Genomic DNA, 19,229 nt, shown 5'->3' with positions numbered 1-19,229 from the left:
CAGATAAAACCCTACAAAACAAACTTTTTTTTGATAATTAAAAAAATAACTGTACCTTTGCAGCGTAAATGGTGTTACACGCAACTTCGTGTTGCTATCGGTTTCACCCCCCCGAGAGGCAAGTTGATGATTATTCAATTTGCCTCTTTGTTATTTTAAAACGTTTTGTCTCTACTGCTAAAACTTTCATATTAGGCATTATAAAAATAACTCGCTCAATATGCCTTGCTCTCCCTTGTGCAAAAGTAGCTCGCAAAATGTCATAAGCTTCTCTATTAGACCTTAGTTGTCTGGTAAATTGAATTATCACTTCACTAACAAACTGTCGGCTTGCTTCTTTCAAAGCACTCTGAATTATATTTTTTCCATTATTACTTTCTGTCACCTTTATATCTGTAAAATATTGAAAATACAGATTAAAAGCATCCGGATTAGTCTCTCCATCATTTATAACGGGAAGCATTCTATACCGATAGCCTTTATTAGTTAAAAATCTAAGTGCTACAACATTTTTCTTAAACTCCTTTTTATTCTGTTTCCCTGAAGTAAAGATTTCAAAAACACCTTTTTCTATAGTTTCATCTTTCACAAAGCTAATCAAATGATAGCGCTCCAAACGTTCTTTTATAGTTTTCATTGGGTCAGTTTTAATTATAGAAGCAAAGGTAATATTTTTTTTCAAAGAAAACATTCCCTTTCACCATTTTTTTTCTTTGATATCCCCCTTTACTTTGAATACACTTACACTATAGGATCACCGAAGGATGAGCGAAGGATTACTGAAGAATTACCGAAATACTATTCCCTCCAAAACCTACAGCATTTATCATCACTGTTTGGAGTTTTTCGGGCACTTCATTTGCCTCATCAAGATAAGGTATAGGCTGAAAAGTGTTGCGCTGTAGCATCTCGATTGCCATACCGAGATTGAGCGCTCCACTTGCGCCGTAAGTATGTCCGTGTTGCCATTTATTATTAGTCAGCAGTGGTTTTTGCGCCCCAAAGACTGCCTCTATGGCATTGAGCTCTGCCCTATCGCCCTTGATAGTACCCGTGCAGTGGGTGATAACCACATCTATCTTAGGATTACCTGCATTCTCTAAGGCGCTGCGCATCGACTCTTGCAGACATTGTCCGTCAGGAGAGAGCGAAACACTATGGGTAAGCTGCTCGGTAGCAAAGCCTATTCCTATAATATACGCCAAAGCGTTAGGGCGTTCGCCTTTCTCTAAACAAAAGCAGCCTGCCCCCTCGCCCAAGACCATTGTATTCTGTTTTTTGGTCATATCCATAGACCTACAAGGGTAAGGCAACGGCAGAGAACTATAGATTTTAAGAGCTTTGACCTGCGCAATGGTAAAAGGCGTAAGAGGAGCCTCAGTGCCTCCTACCAAAAAACGCTCTTCCATACCGCTCTGTAGCCACGCTACGGCATTGGCGATGCCGTGCAAGGCGGTAGAGCAGGTGATGGAGTGCGACAGAGCAAAGCCTTGTGTCGCAAAGTATTGCGCTACCCACGTGCTTACATTGCCCAAGGTAGTGGTGGGCGATGCTAAGGTTTTGCAATAGCCCTCGCTCAGGAAATGTGCATAATGCGACTCGAACAGCTCGGTAGCTCCGCGCGAAGAACCTATATTCACCCCAAAACGCTGTCCGCTCCAGCCTGCTTGGCATACCGCTTCCTTAGCGGTAAAAAGAGCATACAGCACGGTGGGGTCTAAATATTCGTAAGCGGGATTGCTCTGACGCAAAGTTGCTATAAGGGAACGTTTTTCTTCTGAAAGTCGCCCCATAGGTACGTCATCGCAATTTGTTATTTGGTCGGCAGCAAGAGTAGCTGCTCCTGTAATGGCTATTTTCATTGGTAAATAATTTTTAAATTTCGACGGTAATTAAGCAATAATAAAAATATTTTTTGTATTTTTGGCGAAATTTTCGCTAATAAATATTTATTTTCTAAATAAAAAACACCACCATTATGAACAAAGAAAAGAAAAATCCTATCTCGTGGGTTCCTACCACTTACTTTGCTATGGGGCTCCCTTTTGTGATGCTTTCATTGGTTTCTCCTATCATTTTCAAGGACTTAGGGGTCGCTAACGACCAGATTGCTTTCTGGACTTCGCTGCTTATCCTCCCTTGGTCGCTCAAACCTATCATCAGTGTACTTATGGAAATCTACGGTACTAAAAAACAGTACATCGTCATCACTGAATTGCTTTCGGCAGCTGTGTTTGGGCTTATCGTTTTTTCGCTGCCTCTGCCTAACTTCTTCGTAACTTGCTTGGCGCTAATGGGGGTTATCGCTTTTAGCGGCTCTACCCACGACATCGCAGGCGATGGTATGTATATGCAGCAATTAGATGCTTCTACCCAAAGTGTTTATTCGGGTTGGCAAGGGGCTTTCTATAACCTTGCAAAAGTATTGGCTAACGGCGGGCTTATCTTCTTGGCTGGCTGGTTAGTGAACGAAAAAGGTATGAGCATCGTAGCCTCTTGGCAGCTAATTATCAGCATCTGTGCTATTATTTTAGGTTTGGTAGGTTTGTATCATCTGTATGCGCTTCCGAAAGACGAAAAAAACACTTCTGACGGCGATTTCAGTCAAAAAAGCAAAGAGCTATGGGGCATTTTCGTAGCTTTCTTTCAAAAGAAATATATATTTTACTATTTGTTTTTCATTTTCTTATATCGCTTTGCTGAAGGACTGGCGATGAAAATCGCGCCTCTGTTCTTAAAAGACAGCATAGAGGTAGGCGGCTTAGGGCTTTCTAACGAGCAATACGGATTGGTATACGGCACAGCGGGTACGGCAGCTTTCATCATAGGGTCTATAGTAGCTGGCTATTTTGTGTCGGTTGTAGGGCTTCGCAAAGCTCTTTTTACCTTAGCTTGCGCTTTCAACATTCCGTTTGTAGTATATCTTCTTTTCGCTTATTTTCAGCCTACCAGTTTGATAGTTATCGGTTGTGGTATCGTAGGCGAATACTTCGGTTACGGTTTTGGTTTTGTGGGACTTACGCTCTTTATGATGCAACAGATAGCCCCCGGGAAATACCAAATGGCGCACTACGCTTTTGCTAACAGCCTGATGAACTTAGGGGTGATGATACCTGGAATGCTCAGCGGCTACCTCAGCAAAGTATTAGGATACGAACTTTTCTTCGCTATAGTGATGCTCTGCACCCTTCCTGCTCTTGCTATCACTTGGAGCGTACCTTTCACTTACAAAGATAATGTAAAGCATACAGACAAATAAAAAATAGCACAAACAATACAAACAAATAGGGGGGCGAATCGCGATTCGCCCCCTATATTTTTTAACAATGTTGTAACACGGTGCGACAACTATTTGCGTACTTCAGTAAAAAGTCGGAATTTTGCCCCCTAAAAGTTTCGAAACTTATTCCGTTCTTTGACATATTGGGAAATTAAAACACCTCTGAAATTACCTTTACGATATTGTCTGATTTACCCATTGAATAGTAATGGAGCACAGGTACGCCTGCCGCTTTAAGCTCTTTGCTCTGCTGTATAGCCCACTCTATCCCTATCTGTTTGACATCGGCATTGTGCTTGCAGGCTTCGACTGCCTCGACAAGTTCCTGTGGGAAATCTATCTTGAAGGCTTGCGAAAGCAAGTTAAGATGCTTTTTAACCGCAATTGGCTTGATACCAGGTATGATAGGCACATTTATACCAGCTTCGCGCGCTTTGTCTACAAACTCAAAGTATTTTTGATTATCGAAAAACATCTGCGTTACTACATAATCAGCCCCCGCCTCTATCTTTTCTTTGAGGCGAGCCAAATCTGAGGTAAGTGAAGGCGCCTCGATATGCTTCTCGGGATAGCCTGCTACTCCTATACAGAAGTTAGCTTTATGGTCAGCTGCAATGCCATTGAGATAAATACCCTTATTCAGATTGCTGATTTGGGTAACGAGTTCGGTAGCATAGGTATGACCGCCCTCAGTAGGCTGAAAATAGCGTTGCTCTTTCATCGCGTCGCCGCGCAATGCCATCACGTTATCAATACCTAAGTAGAGACAATCTACCAATAGGTATTCCGTCTCTTCTTTTGAAAAACCGCCACAAAGCACGTGGGGCACGGTATCTACCTTGTATTTATGCTGAATAGCCGCACAGATACCTACTGTACCTGGGCGCATACGAGTTACTTTTTTTTCTAATAGTCCGTTAGGGTGCTCGATATAATAATACTCCTCGCGCGAGGTAGTAACATCAATAAACGGAGGATTAAACTCCATTAAGGGGTCTATATTTCGGTATAGTTCCTCAATGTTATTCCCTTTTTTAGGGGGTACTACTTCAAAAGAGAAGAGCGTCTTCCCTTTAGCATTCTTTATATGGTCTGTTATTTTCATATTTTCCTTTAAATTCTTCTTTTGCTATCAGTGTATATTGTTTCACAAAGTCTGTTTTGTGAGCGGTATAGGCATCTCGATCGTGCTCGAAAGGCTTCCAAAGAGATAATTTGAGCGTTTCATAATCTTTAGCAATTGATGGGTGCGCTTGCAGTTCATCGCGAAAATAAAGCTCATCATTATCACCTTCATAACGCAAGTGCAGGTGATATACACGTTCTGCAAACCCATTAATAGTATAGCCTTTATTAAAAGAAATCCTATTGTTTGTTTCGTTCATACACAGATATCCCGATTGTAGTATGAGTTCTTTTAGCTTCTGAAATGAAGCCTCTTTTTTCACTTCTAAAAGCATATCTACAATAGGTTTTGCTTGTATTTGTTCAACAGCTGTACTACCTATATGGTTTAGCCGTACCACTTCATCAGAAGGTAATTGTTTTAAAAGAAAACTACGCTCTTCCTCATACCATTCTTTCCATAAAGGATTGTGCTGTGTAAGATTGATAGGAAATAGTTGCCACAAGTCCTGCAATGACATTTTTAACAAAGGATTTTCTTCTTTTTCTACCATTAGCTACTTGTGTATTACACTCTACTCTTTTCTGCTAATCTTAAAATGTCGCCAAACACACCTCGTGCTGTTACTGAGGCTCCTGCTCCTGCCCCTTGTATGACAATAGGGTTATCGCCATAAGATTCTGTATAAATCTCAAAGATTGAATCAGCTCCTTTTACCTGACCAAGAGCACTATTGCGAGGAACAGAAACTAACGATACGTCTAACTGCACTGTATCAGTAGAAGCTAAATCGCCGTGAAGGTCGCCTACATAGCGCAGTACGTGGTCAGGCTCTTGAGCTTCTTTTATTTGTTGATAAGGGGAATTAAACTCGTCTAAGCGTTGCAAAAAGTCTTCGACAGAGCCTTCTCTCAAATGCTCTGGGATAAGGTTTTGTATCTTTACATCAGTGAATTCATTGCCTAAGTCGAGCTCGCGGGCTAAGATAAGTAGCTTGCGCCCTACATCATTACCGCAAAGGTCTTCACGAGGGTCAGGCTCGGTATAACCACTGTTAATAGCGTGTTGGAGCACTTCGCTAAACGGCTTATCTTCTGCTGAAAAAGTATTGAACAAGTAGCTGAGCGTACCTGAGAATATCCCCTTGATACGGGTAATGTTCTCGCCTGAATGGTGTAGTAAGCGAATGGTATCTATCAACGGCAATCCTGCTCCTACATTGGTTTCATAAAGATACGTTTTTTGGTATTGCTTAAGGGTTTTACGTAGCTCTTGGTAGAAGCTGAACGAGATAGTATTGGCTATTTTATTAGCTGAAACAAGGTCGTAACCACTCTTAATCAGAGGAATGTAGTTATCTACAAAAGTCTTGCTGGCGGTTACATCTACTGCAATAAGGTTTTCTAAGTGATTTTTATCTACAAAAGCCTGTAAAGTATCAAAGTTATAAGGTACAGCTTCGCGCTCAAAAGCCTCTTCCCAGCCTTTGCCAATCCCTTTGGCAGCAGTGAGTATTTTCTGAGAATTAGCTATGGCTACAATACGCAAGCTAATATTCTTGCGCTGCAAGATATTATCGTGGGCAGCTATCACTTGGTTGATAAGCGTACCGCCTACTGTACCTTTGCCGAAAATCACTAAGTTGATACGGCGCGACACCCCAAAGATTTCGCCGTGGATAACATTTAGCGCCTTGTGAAGTTTTTCGGTCTTAAGCACCAAACTAACGTTTTTACCTGTTACGGCATTATTGATAAGTAAAGGCACTATCTGGTTGCGTATCAGTGCATTATAAGGGTGATGGAAAGTAGAGAGAGGTTGCCCTACAATTGAGATGACTGCTACATCATCTACAATGCTCACACTGCTCACATCATTGGTATAGAAATCGTGCGAAAACTCTTCGTCTATAGCGGCTTTAGCAAGTTTAGCATCTTTAGAAGCTACTACCAAACCTACTCCGCGCTCTGAAGAACCTTGAGAGATAATACTCACACTAATGCCTTTCTGTGCCAAAGCCCTAAAAATGCGGGCATCAACCCCCACCTTGCCAAGCAGTCCGCGACCTTCCATTACTATAAGGGCATTATCTTTAATAACTGAAATCGATTTGATACCCTCTTGCTCGCTCTCTTTGTGAATGAGTGTACCTGCATCATCACTATTAAAAGTGTTCTTGATGCGCAATGGAATACCCTTTTCGATAAGAGGAATAATGGTTTTAGCGTGAAGTATAGAAGCCCCAAAGTTAGCCAACTCATTAGCTTCTTCATAAGAAAGATGACGTATGATTTTGGCTTCGGGTACTAATTCTGGATTGGCAGTAAAAATACCATCAACGTGAGTGTAGTTTTGCAGTTCAGAGGCATTGAGATAGTTAGCCAAAAGGGCTGCTGAATAGTTACTACCATTGCGCCCCAAGGTGGTGGTATCGCCTTTTTCGGTAGAAGCGATAAAGCCTGTAACTACTGCTACGTGATTGGGAGGAATAGTAGCAAAGTGGTCACGGGTGAGTTTTTCGGATACTGAATTGATGATTTGTGCATTGCCTACTACAGCATCGGTTTTGAAGATTTCACGACTATCAACAAAGGTGCTTTCTAAGCCCTTGCGTTTGAGTAGTGCTGCTACGAGTTTAGCTGACATTAGTTCGCCTTGTGCCAATACCAAATCTTTAGTCTTGGGACTATAATCTTTTAATAGAGATACTCCTTCAAGGAGTTTTTCGAGTAGCTGAAATTCGGGTTCAAACGACACTCGAGGATCATACTGCTGCTCGTTTTTCAAGTGTTGAAAATCGGCAGTGTAATCCTCTCCTTTACTTGCTTTTTCAAGCAGTGCCTCTAATTGATCAGTAGTATTACCTCTCGCTGATACTACTACCGATAGAGGTTCTTTATGTGAAGTAATGATAATGTCAATCACCTTTTCAATACCATCATTGGCAAGTGATTTACCACCAAATTTTAATATTTTCATATTTTTATCTTTTACTTAGTTTGAGATTTGCCGTTAGATTAAAAGATTTTCTTCAAAAACTGTTCTAATTGTTTGTGTTCTATTAGGAAAGCATCGTGCCCGTGTATAGAGTGTATTTCGTAGTAATCTACAGGTTTGCCCATTTCGCGCAGCTCGGCTACAGTATCGCGGTTTTCTTGAGGCACAAAATACAAGTCTGAATCAGTACTTACGATAGTAATATGTGCCGTAATAGGGGCTACCGCTTCAGCAAAACTACCACGGTCTTTAGAAATATCTATTGTTTTTACTAATTGATTCATCAGCTTATAGGCGGAAAGCGAAAAACGTTTATTTAACTTTTCACCGTGATGCAGCAACCAGCTCTCTACATTGTATAACTGAGTAGGCAGATGGGTAGTGCGTTCGAACTTCATTTTCAGTGATTGGGGAGTACGATAACACAGCATAGCGTGCAGACGTGCATCGTGCAAGGGGTGTGTAGAGTTTTTGAGTATCTGCTCTTGCAAGAGGCAGTTGCCTATAATCCAATCGGTTGCCTTCCAGTCAGCGGCTACTATTACTAATTGCTGAAAATAGTCAGGGGCAAGAGCTGTCATCTCCCAAGCAATACCGCCTCCTAACGAACAGCCTACTAACGCAAAAACAGAGTTTAGCCCCAAATGCTCTCTGAGGGCTATATTGAATAAGCGCGCCACATCTACCGCTGCCCAATGCTGGTAGTTAGTTATCATATCTTCCTCGCGTGCGTGAAAGCCATTACCGGGAATGTTAAATGCTACTACGGTATATATATCAGTATCAATCACTTTGGCAGTACCTATAGCTTCTGCCCACCAACCGTTTTCGCCCGCCACTTGCGAATTGCCCGTAAAAGCGTGGTTCACCACCACTACCGGAGCTGTGCCTAAAGGCTTGCCAAACAGTTGATAAGTAACCCTAAGTGAAGGAATACGCACTCCATACGAAGTAACGAAATCAAGCAAGTCATAATGCAAAATATCTAACATAGCTTACTTTTTAATATCTACCATTAACCGTTAATAATTGTTTGATTTGTTTGCTCTATATATTGTGTTAGCTCCTCTTTTCCTGTTTTATTCTGTGCTGAAGTTACAAAATAAGGAGGAAATTCCTCCCACCACTCGAGTAGCGCTTCTTTATAGGCTGCTACATTGCGCTCTATCGCTTGTGGTTTCAGCTTATCAGCTTTGGTAAAGATAATAGCAAATGGTATAGCCCGTTCGCCTAGCCACTGCATAAACTCTACATCTATTTTTTGAGGCTCGTGGCGTATGTCTACTAACACAAAAGCACTCACCAACTGCTCGCGTTGCTCAAAATAATCAGTAATAAAACGCTGAAATACTTGTTTAGTGGTTTTTGACACCCGTGCATAACCATAGCCTGGCAAATCAACTAGAAACCAGCGGTCATCTATTTTGAAATGATTGATAAGCTGTGTTTTACCAGGACGCCCTGAAGTCTTAGCTAAATTCTTACAATTGGTAAGCATATTGATAAGAGACGATTTCCCAACATTAGAGCGCCCTATAAAAGCATACTCAGGCAGCCTGTCCTTAGGACACTTGGCCACCTGTGAGTTGCTCATTACAAATTCAGCTTTTTTTATCATCTATTGCTAATTATCAATTATTAATTGTTTTAAGCCACTGGTCTAATATTTGGTTAAACTCTTGTGGTCGCTCCATCATAGGGGCATGCCCACACTTGTCTATCCAATGAAGCTCGGCATTAGGTAATAGCTCCTTAAATTCTTCTGCTACTTTAGGAGGGGTTACTATATCATTTTTGCCCCAGATAAGGCAAGTAGGAGTGGTCATCTTAGGCAAATCTTTTGCCATATTATGGCGAATTGCACTCTTAGCTAATGCTAATGTTTTGATGAGTTTAGAGCGATCTGAAATATTAGCAAATACCTCATCTACTATCTCTTTAGTAGCCACAGCAGGGTCATAGAACACCTCTTCGCATTTTTTTCTGATAAAATCATAGTCACCACGGCGGGGATACCCATCGCTCATAGCACTTTCATACAGCCCTGAACTACCTGTAAGCACTAAACCTAACACATTTTTAGGGTACAGCTTAGTATAAAGTAAGCCTACGTGTCCGCCTAAAGAGTTTCCTAACAAGATAACTTTTTCAAATTTCTTGTGTTTTATGAACTTTTGAATGTATTTAGCTAATGTTTTTACCGAAGTAGTGAGCAAAGGCATTGTGAAAAGAGGTAGCTCGGGCACTACCACCTTATATCTATCCGAAAAAAAAGAAATTACGTCTTCAAAATTACTCAGCCCCCCCATCAGTCCGTGTAATACGATGATAGGGGTTCCTTCTCCTTGTTCGATATATGAAAATTTACCTTCTTTTTTTACTTCTGTTGTCATTGGTATTTATCAAAAAGATTTTTGAAGCACAAAGATAATATTTTATTTCTAATTGTACACAACAAAAGAGAAAAATATTTTTTATCTGTTTATTGTTCAAGTGAAAAACAAGTGATTATCAAGTCTTCTAAAAAATAAATACATAAAAAAACTTTGCCAAAGTCGTGAAACTTTGGCAAAGTTTTTTATCAATTTTGCATTCTTTGTTTTGTATTTTGTCTTTGGTATTACGCCTCTCCGGTGATACCAAAAAGCGGAATAGTGTGTGTATCGCTTTTTTCTGCTATCATACCGTGAGCATCTTCGTAGTGGCGTATGTTTTCTGCCAAAGCCCCTAACAGACGCTTAGCGTGCTCTGGAGTGAGTATCACTCTACTGCGCACCTTGCCCTTAGGCATCCCTGGCATTACGCTTACAAAATCTACTATAAACTCAGTAGCCGAGTGATTGATGATAGCCAAGTTAGCATACACCCCTTGCGCTATCTGCTCGTCCAACTCTATGCTTAGTTGTCCGTTGCCTTCTTTTATCTCTTCTAATTCGCTCATAGTCTATCTCGATTTTTTCTTTTCCACTACTGGTTCTAAGTCAGCTTTAGAACCTACGATTATCTTCTCATAACGTTTAAGACCAGTACCTGCAGGTATACGATGTCCTACAATTACGTTCTCTTTTAGTCCGTCTAACGAATCTACCTTACCGCTTACCGCAGCCTCATTGAGTACTTTAGTAGTTTCTTGGAACGATGCTGCTGAAATAAACGACTTAGTTTGTAATGACGCACGAGTAATACCTTGTAATACAGGCATAGCTGTAGCCGGTATGATGTCGCGAGCTACTACTAAGTTCTTATCAGAGCGTTTTAGCAATGAATTTTCATCGCGTAGTTCGCGGAGACTTACTATCTGTCCTGCTTTTAGGTTTTCAGAGTCGCCTGCATCTTCTACTACTTTCTTACCAAAGAGTCTATCGTTTTCTTCTATAAAGTCGTCTTTATGTACTAACTGACCTTCGAGATAAAGTGTATCTCCTGGGTCTTGTATTTCTACCTTGCGCATCATCTGACGAACGATTACCTCAAAGTGCTTATCGTTAATCTTCACCCCTTGTAGTCGGTATACCTCTTGTACTTCGTTTACTAAGTACTGTTGTACAGCCGATGGCCCTTTAATGCGTAGTATATCGTCAGGCGTTACAGAACCGTCTGACAACGGCTTACCAGCACGCACATAGTCGTTTTCTTGCACCAATATCTGACTTGATAGTTTCACCAAATACTTGCGCTCTTCACCTAAACGAGAAGTTACAATTACTTCTTTATTACCACGTTTTATTTTTCCGAATGACACTACCCCGTCAATTTCTGACACAATAGCAGGGTTAGAAGGGTTACGTGCTTCGAACAACTCAGTTACACGTGGTAGACCACCGGTGATATCACCCGCCTTAGCTGAACTACGCGGTATTTTCACCAATACTTTACCCTCTTCTATCTTACTGTTGTTATCCACCATTATGTGGGCACCCACCGGCAAGTTGTAAGAACGGAGTGTTTCGCCATTCTTATCAACGATTAATAAGGTAGGTATCAACTTCTTATTACGAGATTCTACGATTACCTTTTCTTGGAAGCCTGTTTGCTCGTCTATTTCTACTTGGTAAGTTACCCCTTGTTCGATATCTTCATAAGCTATCTTACCAGAGAACTCTGAAATGATTACCGCATTGTACGGATCCCATTGGAAGAGCAAAGTACCTTTCTTCACCTCTTCTTTGTCTTTTACAAAGATGTGTGCCCCATAAGGAATATCGTGTGTTTGTAGCACCATACGAGTAGTAGGGTCGAGTACTTTTAGCTCTGATGAGCGTATTACTACGTCTACACTTTGGTCGCCATCTTTGCTGGTTACCACGCGTAGGTCTTCTATTTCTAATATACCGTCAAAACGGGCTTCTGTTTTATTTTCTTCAGACACGTTACCTGCCACCCCACCGGCGTGGAAAGTACGTAGTGTAAGCTGTGTACCAGGCTCACCGATAGATTGAGCAGCTACTACCCCTACGGCCTCTCCTCTTTGTACCATACGACCAGTAGAAAGGTTACGTCCATAGCACTTCGCACAGATACCGTGTTTTGCCTCGCAAGTAAGGGCTGAGCGCACCTCTACCATTTCAATAGGTGCTGCATCTATCTTATCTACTATTTTTTCAGTAATTTCTTCGCCAGCAGCTACCAATAACTCTTCGGTAAGTGGGTTGTACACATCGTGTAGCGATACACGACCGAGTATACGTTCGCCCAAACTTTCTACCACCTCTTCGTTTTTCTTAAGGGCACGTACTTCAACCCCACGTAGAGTACCGCAATCTTCGGTATTGATGATAACATCTTGTGATACGTCTACCAAACGACGGGTCAAATAACCGGCATCGGCAGTCTTAAGCGCGGTATCGGCAAGACCTTTACGAGCCCCGTGGGTAGAGATAAAGTACTCGAGGATTGAAAGCCCCTCTTTAAAGTTAGAAAGAATCGGGTTCTCAATGATTTCGCCCCCTCCGGCTGTTGATTTCTTAGGCTTAGCCATCAATCCACGCATACCGGTAAGCTGACGTATCTGTTCTTTAGAACCACGGGCTCCTGAGTCGAGCATCATATACACAGAGTTAAACCCTTGTTGGTCGGTGCTGATACGCTTCATAGCCAACTCAGTAAGCTGAGCATTGGTAGAAGTCCACACATCAATCACTTGGTTATAACGCTCGTTATTGGTGATGAGACCCATATTATAGTTCATCATAATACCGTCTACCAAACCATTAGCTTCAGCAATCATATCTGCTTTTTCTTGCGGAATAATAATGTCGCCTAAGCTGAATGATAGTCCGCCTTTGAAAGCGAAACGGTATCCCATATTCTTTATTTTATCGAGGAAGTCGCCTGTTACAGGTATGCTGGTAGCCTTAAGGATTCGCCCGATAATATCGCGCAATGACTTCTTAGTAAGCACCTCGTTTACATACCCTACTTCTAAAGGTACTAACTCATTGAAAAGCACACGTCCTGTGGTGGTTTCTACTAAGTGATAATATACATTACCTTCCTCATCGAGGTCGCGAACACGCACTTTTATAAAGGCGTTGAGACTTAGTTTCCCTTCGTTGTAGGCTATATTTACCTCTTCGGGCGAATAGAATACCAACCCTTCTCCTTTGATAGGATATTCAGGTGTTGATTTACGTCCTTTGGTGATGTAGTAAAGCCCCAAGACCATATCCTGCGAAGGTACGGTAATAGGTGAACCATTAGCAGGGTTCAAGATATTGTGCGATGCCAACATCAAGAGTTGTGCCTCGAGTATCGCTTCAGGGCCTAATGGCAAGTGTACCGCCATCTGGTCACCGTCGAAGTCGGCGTTGAACGCTGTACACACCAATGGGTGCAGCTGGATAGCTTTCCCCTCGATGAGTTTAGGCTGGAATGCCTGAATACCCAAACGGTGTAGCGTGGGGGCACGGTTCAGTAGTACAGGGTGACCTTTTATCACGTTTTCCAAAATATCCCATACTACTGGTTCTTTTTTATCGATGATTTTCTTAGCAGATTTCACCGTCTTCACGATACCACGCTCGATGAGCTTGCGTATCACGAAAGGTTTATATAGTTCGGCTGCCATATTTTTGGGCAAACCGCATTCGTACATTTTTAGTTCAGGGCCTACGACGATAACTGAACGCGCTGAGTAATCAACACGTTTACCGAGTAGGTTCTGACGGAAACGACCTTGTTTTCCTTTGAGCGAGTCAGAAAGAGATTTTAAAGGTCTGTTAGATTCTGTTTTTACCGCTGATGATTTACGAGTGTTATCGAAAAGTGAATCGACTGCCTCTTGTAGCATACGTTTTTCATTACGCAAGATAACATCAGGTGCTTTGATTTCCATCAAACGTTTTAAACGGTTATTGCGTATGATTACACGGCGGTATAAATCATTAAGGTCTGAAGTAGCAAAACGACCTCCATCGAGAGGTACTAACGGACGCAATTCTGGTGGGATAACAGGTATCACCTTCATAATCATCCACTCAGGTTTATTCTCGCGGTTCTTTTGTGATTCGCGGAAAGCTTCTACCACTTGTAGGCGTTTTAGCGCTTCGGTTTTGCGTTGTTTAGAACTTTCGTTATTAGCTTTATGGCGCAAGTCGTATGAAAGGGCATCGAGGTCGAGACGCTCGAGGAGCTCTAAGAGGCATTCAGCCCCCATTTTGGCTACGAACTTATTAGGATCAGTATCTTCAAGATATTGGTTATCAGCAGGAAGAGACTCGAGTATAGCGAGGTATTCTTCTTCAGAGAGGAAGTCGAGGTACTGAATATCTTCACCTTCAGGCCCTTTAGCAACACCGGGCTGTATCACCACATAGCGTTCGTAGTAGATAATCATATCCAACTTTTTAGAAGGCAGCCCGAGCAGATAACCTATTTTGTTAGGCAATGAGCGGAAATACCAAATATGGGCGATAGGCACCACTAAGTTGATATGCCCCACTCTTTCACGGCGTACTTTCTTTTCAGTTACTTCTACCCCACAACGGTCGCACACGATACCCTTATAGCGGATACGCTTATACTTACCGCAGGCACATTCATAGTCCTTAACAGGACCGAAAATACGCTCACAAAAAAGCCCATCTCGTTCTGGCTTGTGAGTACGATAGTTGATAGTTTCGGGCTTAGTAACCTCGCCGCGCGAAACAGCCAAGATAGATTCGGGAGAGGCTAAGCCAATAGAAATCTTATCAAATTTTGGAACAGTTGTATTTTTATCTTTTGCCATATTGTTATGGTGAAATAAATAAGGTTATTCAGACCCTACCAGACCCCCGCCTGATAACGCCTAATTACAAAATATCGTGCAAAAGTACAACTATTTTTTTAATTAACAACTATTTTTTTGTATTGTTTTTTTCAAAAAGTTTTTAATGCACTGATTTTCAGAAGATAATAATTTGAAAGCCATTTTGGTTCTGCCATTCTTGTAGCTGTTTATACAGTTTAGTTTTGCTGAAATGCTGTATATTGAAAGAAAATCGCAGGGCTGTTTCGACTCCTTTCGGAGTTGTTCTACTGCCAATAATCAATGAGAGAAAAGCAGCGGCATCGTGTCCACTACACAAATTCATACTATCATCAGTTGGGCTGGTTTCTATAAAAGTATTTACGGTCTCATCTGTTAGAATTCTTTCCTTATTAGGCGATCTTTGATTGAGCGTGGCAAGCAATAAAGGTTTTTGTAATTTCAGTTTTTCATCTACCAAGTCTGCTATTTTGCCGTACCCTATCCCACTAAAGTTTATTTTATTATCATTTATATCATTATACCAACGGATATAGCCTATATATGAAGCCTCTTCTAACACATTTTGCCAAATAGCTGCTTGTTTATCCTGCATTTGATACTCTGTAAGCAAATTATTTCTCACTTCTTCAAAACTGAGCATCGTCATTTCTATATCGTGATAATCAGTATAAAAAAGGTTTTTCACCCGAGGATAAAGCTTATTTAAATGCAGAAAATCAGCATCTGCTATGCCTACTACCTGTTTTGTTTCTTGCGTAAGTATCTCCAGAGCTTCAATAAGAGAGGTTTTACCATTTACATATTCTACTTTTGCTTTAGAAGCGTCAAAGAATTTAGGATATATTTTGCCATCATCTTCCCCTTCTACTAACACCCACACTATTTTACTACCACTTGGTGTATTAAGCGAAAGGCGTATATCATTTGCTTTATCGTTTCCATTAGTGTTGGCTTTTAAACTTCTATTCATTTTCATCGGTTTTAGAAAGGTCGTATAAATCGCGGGTTAAATCCCAATGGTTGTTAATGATTTGTGGTGAATGAGTGGAAACTAAAAAGTTAATCTTCTTTATGGCTGCTATCTTTTGCAAGTCGTCAATAAAGGCTTTTTGCCAAAGTACGTGCAAGGATATTTCGGGCTCATCAATCAGAATAAGGGTATTAGGCGTAGTTTTAAACAGTAGCTCATAAAGCAATACTACCTCTTGTTGCTCACCCGATGACAAGTCAGTAAGACTAAGCTCTTGTTGCTGCTTGTTTTGGTAAAAACTAAAACCTTTGTCGCTACTTATTTTGATAGATTTAAAAGCAAAATCCTTTTGGTTGATAATATTTACAAAAAGTTCTATTTTAGCCAATAAATCATCGTATATTTTTAGTTTTTCTTCTGAATCGTTTAGATAAACCGAAAGCACTTTGGCACTTTCTACATTGTAGTCTGGTATTTCTTGTGCGCTGGTGGCAATACCAAATTGCTGCAACTTACTTTGTTTATCTTTTAGTTCAGCAAAACGTTTTTTAAAAATTGGTTCATCAACAACTGTTTTAGCTTCGATAAGCCTTTTAGGGAAAGAACTATCTAATTTCTGTGCTATTTGGTAGGCTTCTAATTGTTTTTCTTCTATCAACTTTTTTAATTCTTCAGCATAAACTTCAATTGTATTTAAAAAAGTCTTTTTATTCTTGCCTGATTTATCATCAGTTTCAATATTTTCTAAAACAGGTTTAATAAGCCGCTGTTCTTTTATCAAATAAACTTTTGTTTGAAGAATATCGTCAAACACATTGTGTTCTCCTTTTTTCAATTCAACAGTTTTCTGATTCTGAAAATAGAAAGTTATAGATGCAAAGTTTAGTTTCTGAAAATATTCACTATTCTGATTAAAAAAATGATAGATAATATTGAGAATAGTAGTCTTACCATAGCCATTAGGGCCTGTGAGAATAGTGATATTCTCAACAGTATCAAACTTTATATGATAATCAAACAAACCAAATAGCTTCTTTATAGCAATACTTTCTAACATCTTTAACTTTTTAAGTGAATAACTCTGCAAAGATACAAATTTAAATATAGAAGACAAAAATACGAGAGACAAAATGTATTTTTTTGTCTCTCGTATTTTGTATTTAGTTTGTTGTTTTTAGTTTACAAAGCTATTATAAGCACTTACTAAAGATTGATAAGCGCTATCTACTTGGTTGAAGCCATTCTGATCAAACTTTTTCTTTTCTTTAGTGTCGCGGATAAATTTGCGCAAAGCACCAAGGTAATCTTCACCTTCTTTATTAAGTCTTTCGTAGTTAGATTTAGCTGAAGCATCTTTTACCTCTATCTTTTGGTTGTTCGCCAATTGGGTTTCAATTGCTTTATAAGCTGCTTCTAATTTATCAACATTTACCTTTTCAGCTTCTGATTGTGCTACTACTTCATCAATAAAGTCGCCTGCTACTGCCAATAACTTCTTAGATGATAAGATGTTTTCTTTTAGAGGATGGTCTTCAAGAATGATACCCTCTGCTTTCTCTACGATACTATCCATTTCGCCAAAAAGTTTGGTACGCACTTGTTGAAAACCTTCTATTTCAGCTTGTGCTTTTTGTTTAAGTTCAGCGAATTTAGCTCCTTTATCATCTTTAAAATCTTCACTTTCTAAGTGTGATTTTATATCGCTCAATAGCTTTTGCAAGTCTTCAGCGTGTTTTTTTAGTTCGCTAAAATCTTTAGCAATCACCTCTTTTTTATCGCCAAAAGCATCAGTAGGAGCCGCCTTTGATTTGTTGCCAAAATCGTGATAAGAAGTATGCAAGAAAGGCTTGTTGCCCCAATTAGATTTCAACTTATCATTTACGTACTTTTCAGCATCTCTAATGTAGTCTTCACCTGACTCTATAATACCTCTATTATAGTTTCTTGACGCTTCTAACGCATCGTTATAAAAGCCAATGATTTCATTAGCTTGGTCTTTACCACCTACTTCGTCAGCACCGTTTGCTTTCGAACCATTTGAATTACAGCCTGTAAGGAATGCCCCTACTACTGCCAAAGCGAAAATAATCTTTTTCATTTGTCTTTTTTTATTATTTATTAATGCCACAAAGATATGAAATAAAACAATAACTTTTCGAAGTTTAACAATAGTTTAACATTAGAGTTTTAGTCGTTAGACATTAGTCGCTAGTGGTTAGTCGCTAGTGGTTAGTCGTTAGTCGCTAGAAGGGGGTAGCGTTCGGTTATCGTTCGCTCATTGTTCGCTCATTGTTCGGTCATCGTTCGGTCATCGTTCGGTCATCGTTCGGTGTTTTAACATCCCCCCTTCACATACTCCGCTGCGCCAGCTCGCGGACTTCCTTCGAAGGGGGAGATGTGACGGTCTGTATACACGAAAAACTTTTCAGACAGTCTCAATATAGAGATTATGGGGTATTAACGATTAATTTTTAGCATTAAAAAAATATACTTTTTCTCTGGTAATAATCTTCAATAGTATAAGGAGGTCTTTTGCGTTGGAATTTGCTAAAATGCCGGTAGAAGTAAAAATGGGCTCGCAATACTGCCCACGTGAGGCGAGGTTTGCCGGTGAACAGGTAGTAAGCGCCCGCTGCTCCATCGATGAGCATACGCACAAAAAGTCTGCGGTATAGGCAGTGCGCTGGGAGGTTTTTGAGCAACATTAGCAGACTGTTTCGGAAGTTTAGGTACGTTTTCTGTGGATTAGTAGCTGAAAGGGTCGCCCCCCCGACGTGATAGACCACGCTTTGAGGGCAGCAAACTACTTTATGTCCCCGATGATGGGCACGCCAACAGAGGTCGATTTCCTCTTGATGGGCAAAAAAGTCGGCATCGAAGCCCCCTAAAGCGTGAAAAACAGTCGAACGGACGAACAAACAGGCTCCTGATGCCCAGAATATCGGGCAAGGTGAAGGCTCATCGTACTGCCCTCTGTCCTCCTCTACCTGCTGTAAGCGTCGCCCTCGACAGTACGGAAATCCGTATTTATCGATATAGCCGCCTGCTGCCCCTGCATACTCGAAATGAGTAGGGCGTTTGTAGTCTAATATTTTGGGCTGTACCATTGCTATCTGGGGGTCTTCGAAGCATTTAAGCACCGGAGACAACCACCCCTCAGTGACAGCTACATCGGAATTTAGCAAGCAATAGACATCGGCTTGCACCTGCTGTAACGCGCGGTTATAGCCTGCCGCATAGCCCTCATTAGTAGGGTTTTGCAGTATCGAGACCTGTGGATAATGCGTGCGCAGGAAATCTACTGAGCCGTCAGTAGAAGCGTTGTCGGCCACATACACTTGGGCACCCGTCGCGTACGTGAGGACAGTAGGGAGGAAGCGCTTGAGCAACTGCCGCCCGTTCCAATTAAGAATAACGATAGCTATAGTCATAGTTGAAAATCGCCATAATGGGGTAAATCTCTTAAGAAAAGATACTGCCCCAGCTTATAGTCCATTTGGCAATAATAATGTGATATTCCGTTGGTTACCATTAGGTAAGTAGACTTAAGCGCCAAGTTGTATCGGGCTATTTGGTCGAAAGTATCTTGAGTAATCGACACGTT

General features: G+C 40.8%; 16 protein-coding genes. 1 reads left to right on the top strand and 15 read right to left on the bottom strand.

Annotated features, from left to right (window positions below):
• Positions 1 to 130 precede the first annotated feature (130 nt).
• Together HMPREF9074_RS08930 and HMPREF9074_RS08925 are read right to left on the bottom strand one after the other, a co-directional pair.
• Entirely contained in the window at positions 131 to 691 is a 561-nt protein-coding gene (locus HMPREF9074_RS08930; RefSeq protein WP_009389646.1) for a conserved domain protein, read from the bottom strand.
• A gap of 85 nt (positions 692 to 776) precedes the next feature.
• Complete coding sequence (locus HMPREF9074_RS08925) at positions 777 to 1,862, bottom strand: beta-ketoacyl synthase N-terminal-like domain-containing protein (RefSeq protein ID WP_009389648.1); 1,086 nt, start codon at positions 1,860 to 1,862, stop codon at positions 777 to 779.
• A gap of 116 nt (positions 1,863 to 1,978) precedes the next feature.
• On the opposite strand from HMPREF9074_RS08925, the gene HMPREF9074_RS08920 reads away from it, so the two are divergent.
• The gene (locus HMPREF9074_RS08920) at positions 1,979 to 3,259 is read left to right on the top strand and encodes an MFS transporter (RefSeq protein WP_009389650.1); all 1,281 of its coding nucleotides are present in this window, start codon (positions 1,979 to 1,981) and stop codon (positions 3,257 to 3,259) included.
• A 172-nt stretch (positions 3,260 to 3,431) separates the two neighbouring features.
• On the opposite strand, the gene metF is transcribed toward HMPREF9074_RS08920, so the two are convergent.
• The 13 genes from metF to HMPREF9074_RS08855 all read right to left on the bottom strand — a co-directional run.
• A complete protein-coding gene (gene metF / locus HMPREF9074_RS08915; RefSeq protein WP_009389652.1) occupies positions 3,432 to 4,385 on the bottom strand; it encodes a methylenetetrahydrofolate reductase [NAD(P)H] in 954 nt (317 codons plus the stop codon).
• Complete coding sequence (locus HMPREF9074_RS08910; protein WP_009389654.1) at positions 4,354 to 4,959, bottom strand: GrpB family protein; 606 nt, start codon at positions 4,957 to 4,959, stop codon at positions 4,354 to 4,356. Before HMPREF9074_RS08910 ends, metF begins: the two co-directional genes overlap by 32 nt.
• 14 nt (positions 4,960 to 4,973) lie before the next feature.
• The gene (thrA, locus tag HMPREF9074_RS08905; RefSeq protein WP_009389656.1) at positions 4,974 to 7,385 is read right to left on the bottom strand and encodes a bifunctional aspartate kinase/homoserine dehydrogenase I; all 2,412 of its coding nucleotides are present in this window, start codon (positions 7,383 to 7,385) and stop codon (positions 4,974 to 4,976) included.
• A 38-nt stretch (positions 7,386 to 7,423) separates the two neighbouring features.
• Positions 7,424 to 8,395 (bottom strand): alpha/beta fold hydrolase, encoded by a 972-nt coding sequence (locus HMPREF9074_RS08900; protein ID WP_009389658.1) that lies wholly within the window; start codon positions 8,393 to 8,395, stop codon positions 7,424 to 7,426.
• Between the two features lie 23 nt (positions 8,396 to 8,418).
• Entirely contained in the window at positions 8,419 to 9,021 is a 603-nt protein-coding gene (gene yihA / locus HMPREF9074_RS08895; RefSeq protein ID WP_009389660.1) for a ribosome biogenesis GTP-binding protein YihA/YsxC, read from the bottom strand.
• 13 nt (positions 9,022 to 9,034) lie between these two features.
• Positions 9,035 to 9,796 carry an alpha/beta fold hydrolase gene (locus HMPREF9074_RS08890; protein WP_009389662.1) on the bottom strand — a complete coding sequence of 254 codons (762 nt, stop codon included), beginning with the start codon at positions 9,794 to 9,796 and terminating at the stop codon, positions 9,035 to 9,037.
• Positions 9,797 to 10,023: 227 nt separating this feature from the next.
• The gene (locus HMPREF9074_RS08885; RefSeq protein WP_009389666.1) at positions 10,024 to 10,344 is read right to left on the bottom strand and encodes a DUF3467 domain-containing protein; all 321 of its coding nucleotides are present in this window, start codon (positions 10,342 to 10,344) and stop codon (positions 10,024 to 10,026) included.
• Between the two features lie 3 nt (positions 10,345 to 10,347).
• A complete protein-coding gene (rpoC, locus tag HMPREF9074_RS08880) occupies positions 10,348 to 14,631 on the bottom strand; it encodes a DNA-directed RNA polymerase subunit beta' (protein ID WP_009389668.1) in 4,284 nt (1,427 codons plus the stop codon).
• Between the two features lie 157 nt (positions 14,632 to 14,788).
• Positions 14,789 to 15,625 carry a DUF4435 domain-containing protein gene (locus HMPREF9074_RS08875; protein WP_196774056.1) on the bottom strand — a complete coding sequence of 279 codons (837 nt, stop codon included), beginning with the start codon at positions 15,623 to 15,625 and terminating at the stop codon, positions 14,789 to 14,791.
• Complete coding sequence (locus HMPREF9074_RS08870) at positions 15,618 to 16,682, bottom strand: AAA family ATPase (protein ID WP_009389670.1); 1,065 nt, start codon at positions 16,680 to 16,682, stop codon at positions 15,618 to 15,620. The genes HMPREF9074_RS08875 and HMPREF9074_RS08870 overlap by 8 nt, the downstream gene beginning before the upstream one ends.
• A gap of 117 nt (positions 16,683 to 16,799) precedes the next feature.
• Entirely contained in the window at positions 16,800 to 17,723 is a 924-nt protein-coding gene (locus HMPREF9074_RS08865) for a DUF3829 domain-containing protein (protein WP_034540336.1), read from the bottom strand.
• Between the two features lie 379 nt (positions 17,724 to 18,102).
• Positions 18,103 to 19,056: a glycosyltransferase family 2 protein gene (locus tag HMPREF9074_RS08860; protein ID WP_009389674.1), complete on the bottom strand. Its 954-nt coding sequence runs from the start codon at positions 19,054 to 19,056 to the stop codon at positions 18,103 to 18,105.
• The coding region (locus HMPREF9074_RS08855; RefSeq protein ID WP_034540334.1) for a type I restriction enzyme HsdR N-terminal domain-containing protein at positions 19,053 to 19,229 on the bottom strand (177 nt) is incomplete at its 5' end. The genes HMPREF9074_RS08860 and HMPREF9074_RS08855, both read right to left, overlap by 4 nt.

Origin of the sequence: Capnocytophaga sp. oral taxon 329 str. F0087 (assembly GCF_000213295.2) — a bacterium.
Classification (GTDB): Bacteria; Bacteroidota; Bacteroidia; order Flavobacteriales; family Flavobacteriaceae; genus Capnocytophaga; species Capnocytophaga leadbetteri_A.
Note: the sequence above shows the minus strand (reverse complement) of the source record. Positions and strands in the feature narration are given on the sequence as shown.

What these genes read in the sequence shown, in the direction of transcription:
- HMPREF9074_RS08930 (WP_009389646.1), bottom strand. Translation starts at nt 691, where the DNA reads ATGTTTTCTTTGAAAAAAAATATTACCTTTGCTTCTATAATTAAAACT.
- HMPREF9074_RS08925 (WP_009389648.1), bottom strand. Translation starts at nt 1,862, where the DNA reads ATGAAAATAGCCATTACAGGAGCAGCTACTCTTGCTGCCGACCAAATA.
- HMPREF9074_RS08920 (WP_009389650.1), top strand. Translation starts at nt 1,979, where the DNA reads ATGAACAAAGAAAAGAAAAATCCTATCTCGTGGGTTCCTACCACTTAC.
- metF (WP_009389652.1), bottom strand. Translation starts at nt 4,385, where the DNA reads ATGAAAATAACAGACCATATAAAGAATGCTAAAGGGAAGACGCTCTTC.
- HMPREF9074_RS08910 (WP_009389654.1), bottom strand. Translation starts at nt 4,959, where the DNA reads ATGGTAGAAAAAGAAGAAAATCCTTTGTTAAAAATGTCATTGCAGGAC.
- thrA (WP_009389656.1), bottom strand. Translation starts at nt 7,385, where the DNA reads ATGAAAATATTAAAATTTGGTGGTAAATCACTTGCCAATGATGGTATT.
- HMPREF9074_RS08900 (WP_009389658.1), bottom strand. Translation starts at nt 8,395, where the DNA reads ATGTTAGATATTTTGCATTATGACTTGCTTGATTTCGTTACTTCGTAT.
- yihA (WP_009389660.1), bottom strand. Translation starts at nt 9,021, where the DNA reads ATGATAAAAAAAGCTGAATTTGTAATGAGCAACTCACAGGTGGCCAAG.
- HMPREF9074_RS08890 (WP_009389662.1), bottom strand. Translation starts at nt 9,796, where the DNA reads ATGACAACAGAAGTAAAAAAAGAAGGTAAATTTTCATATATCGAACAA.
- HMPREF9074_RS08885 (WP_009389666.1), bottom strand. Translation starts at nt 10,344, where the DNA reads ATGAGCGAATTAGAAGAGATAAAAGAAGGCAACGGACAACTAAGCATA.
- rpoC (WP_009389668.1), bottom strand. Translation starts at nt 14,631, where the DNA reads ATGGCAAAAGATAAAAATACAACTGTTCCAAAATTTGATAAGATTTCT.
- HMPREF9074_RS08875 (WP_196774056.1), bottom strand. Translation starts at nt 15,625, where the DNA reads ATGAATAGAAGTTTAAAAGCCAACACTAATGGAAACGATAAAGCAAAT.
- HMPREF9074_RS08870 (WP_009389670.1), bottom strand. Translation starts at nt 16,682, where the DNA reads ATGTTAGAAAGTATTGCTATAAAGAAGCTATTTGGTTTGTTTGATTAT.
- HMPREF9074_RS08865 (WP_034540336.1), bottom strand. Translation starts at nt 17,723, where the DNA reads ATGAAAAAGATTATTTTCGCTTTGGCAGTAGTAGGGGCATTCCTTACA.
- HMPREF9074_RS08860 (WP_009389674.1), bottom strand. Translation starts at nt 19,056, where the DNA reads ATGACTATAGCTATCGTTATTCTTAATTGGAACGGGCGGCAGTTGCTC.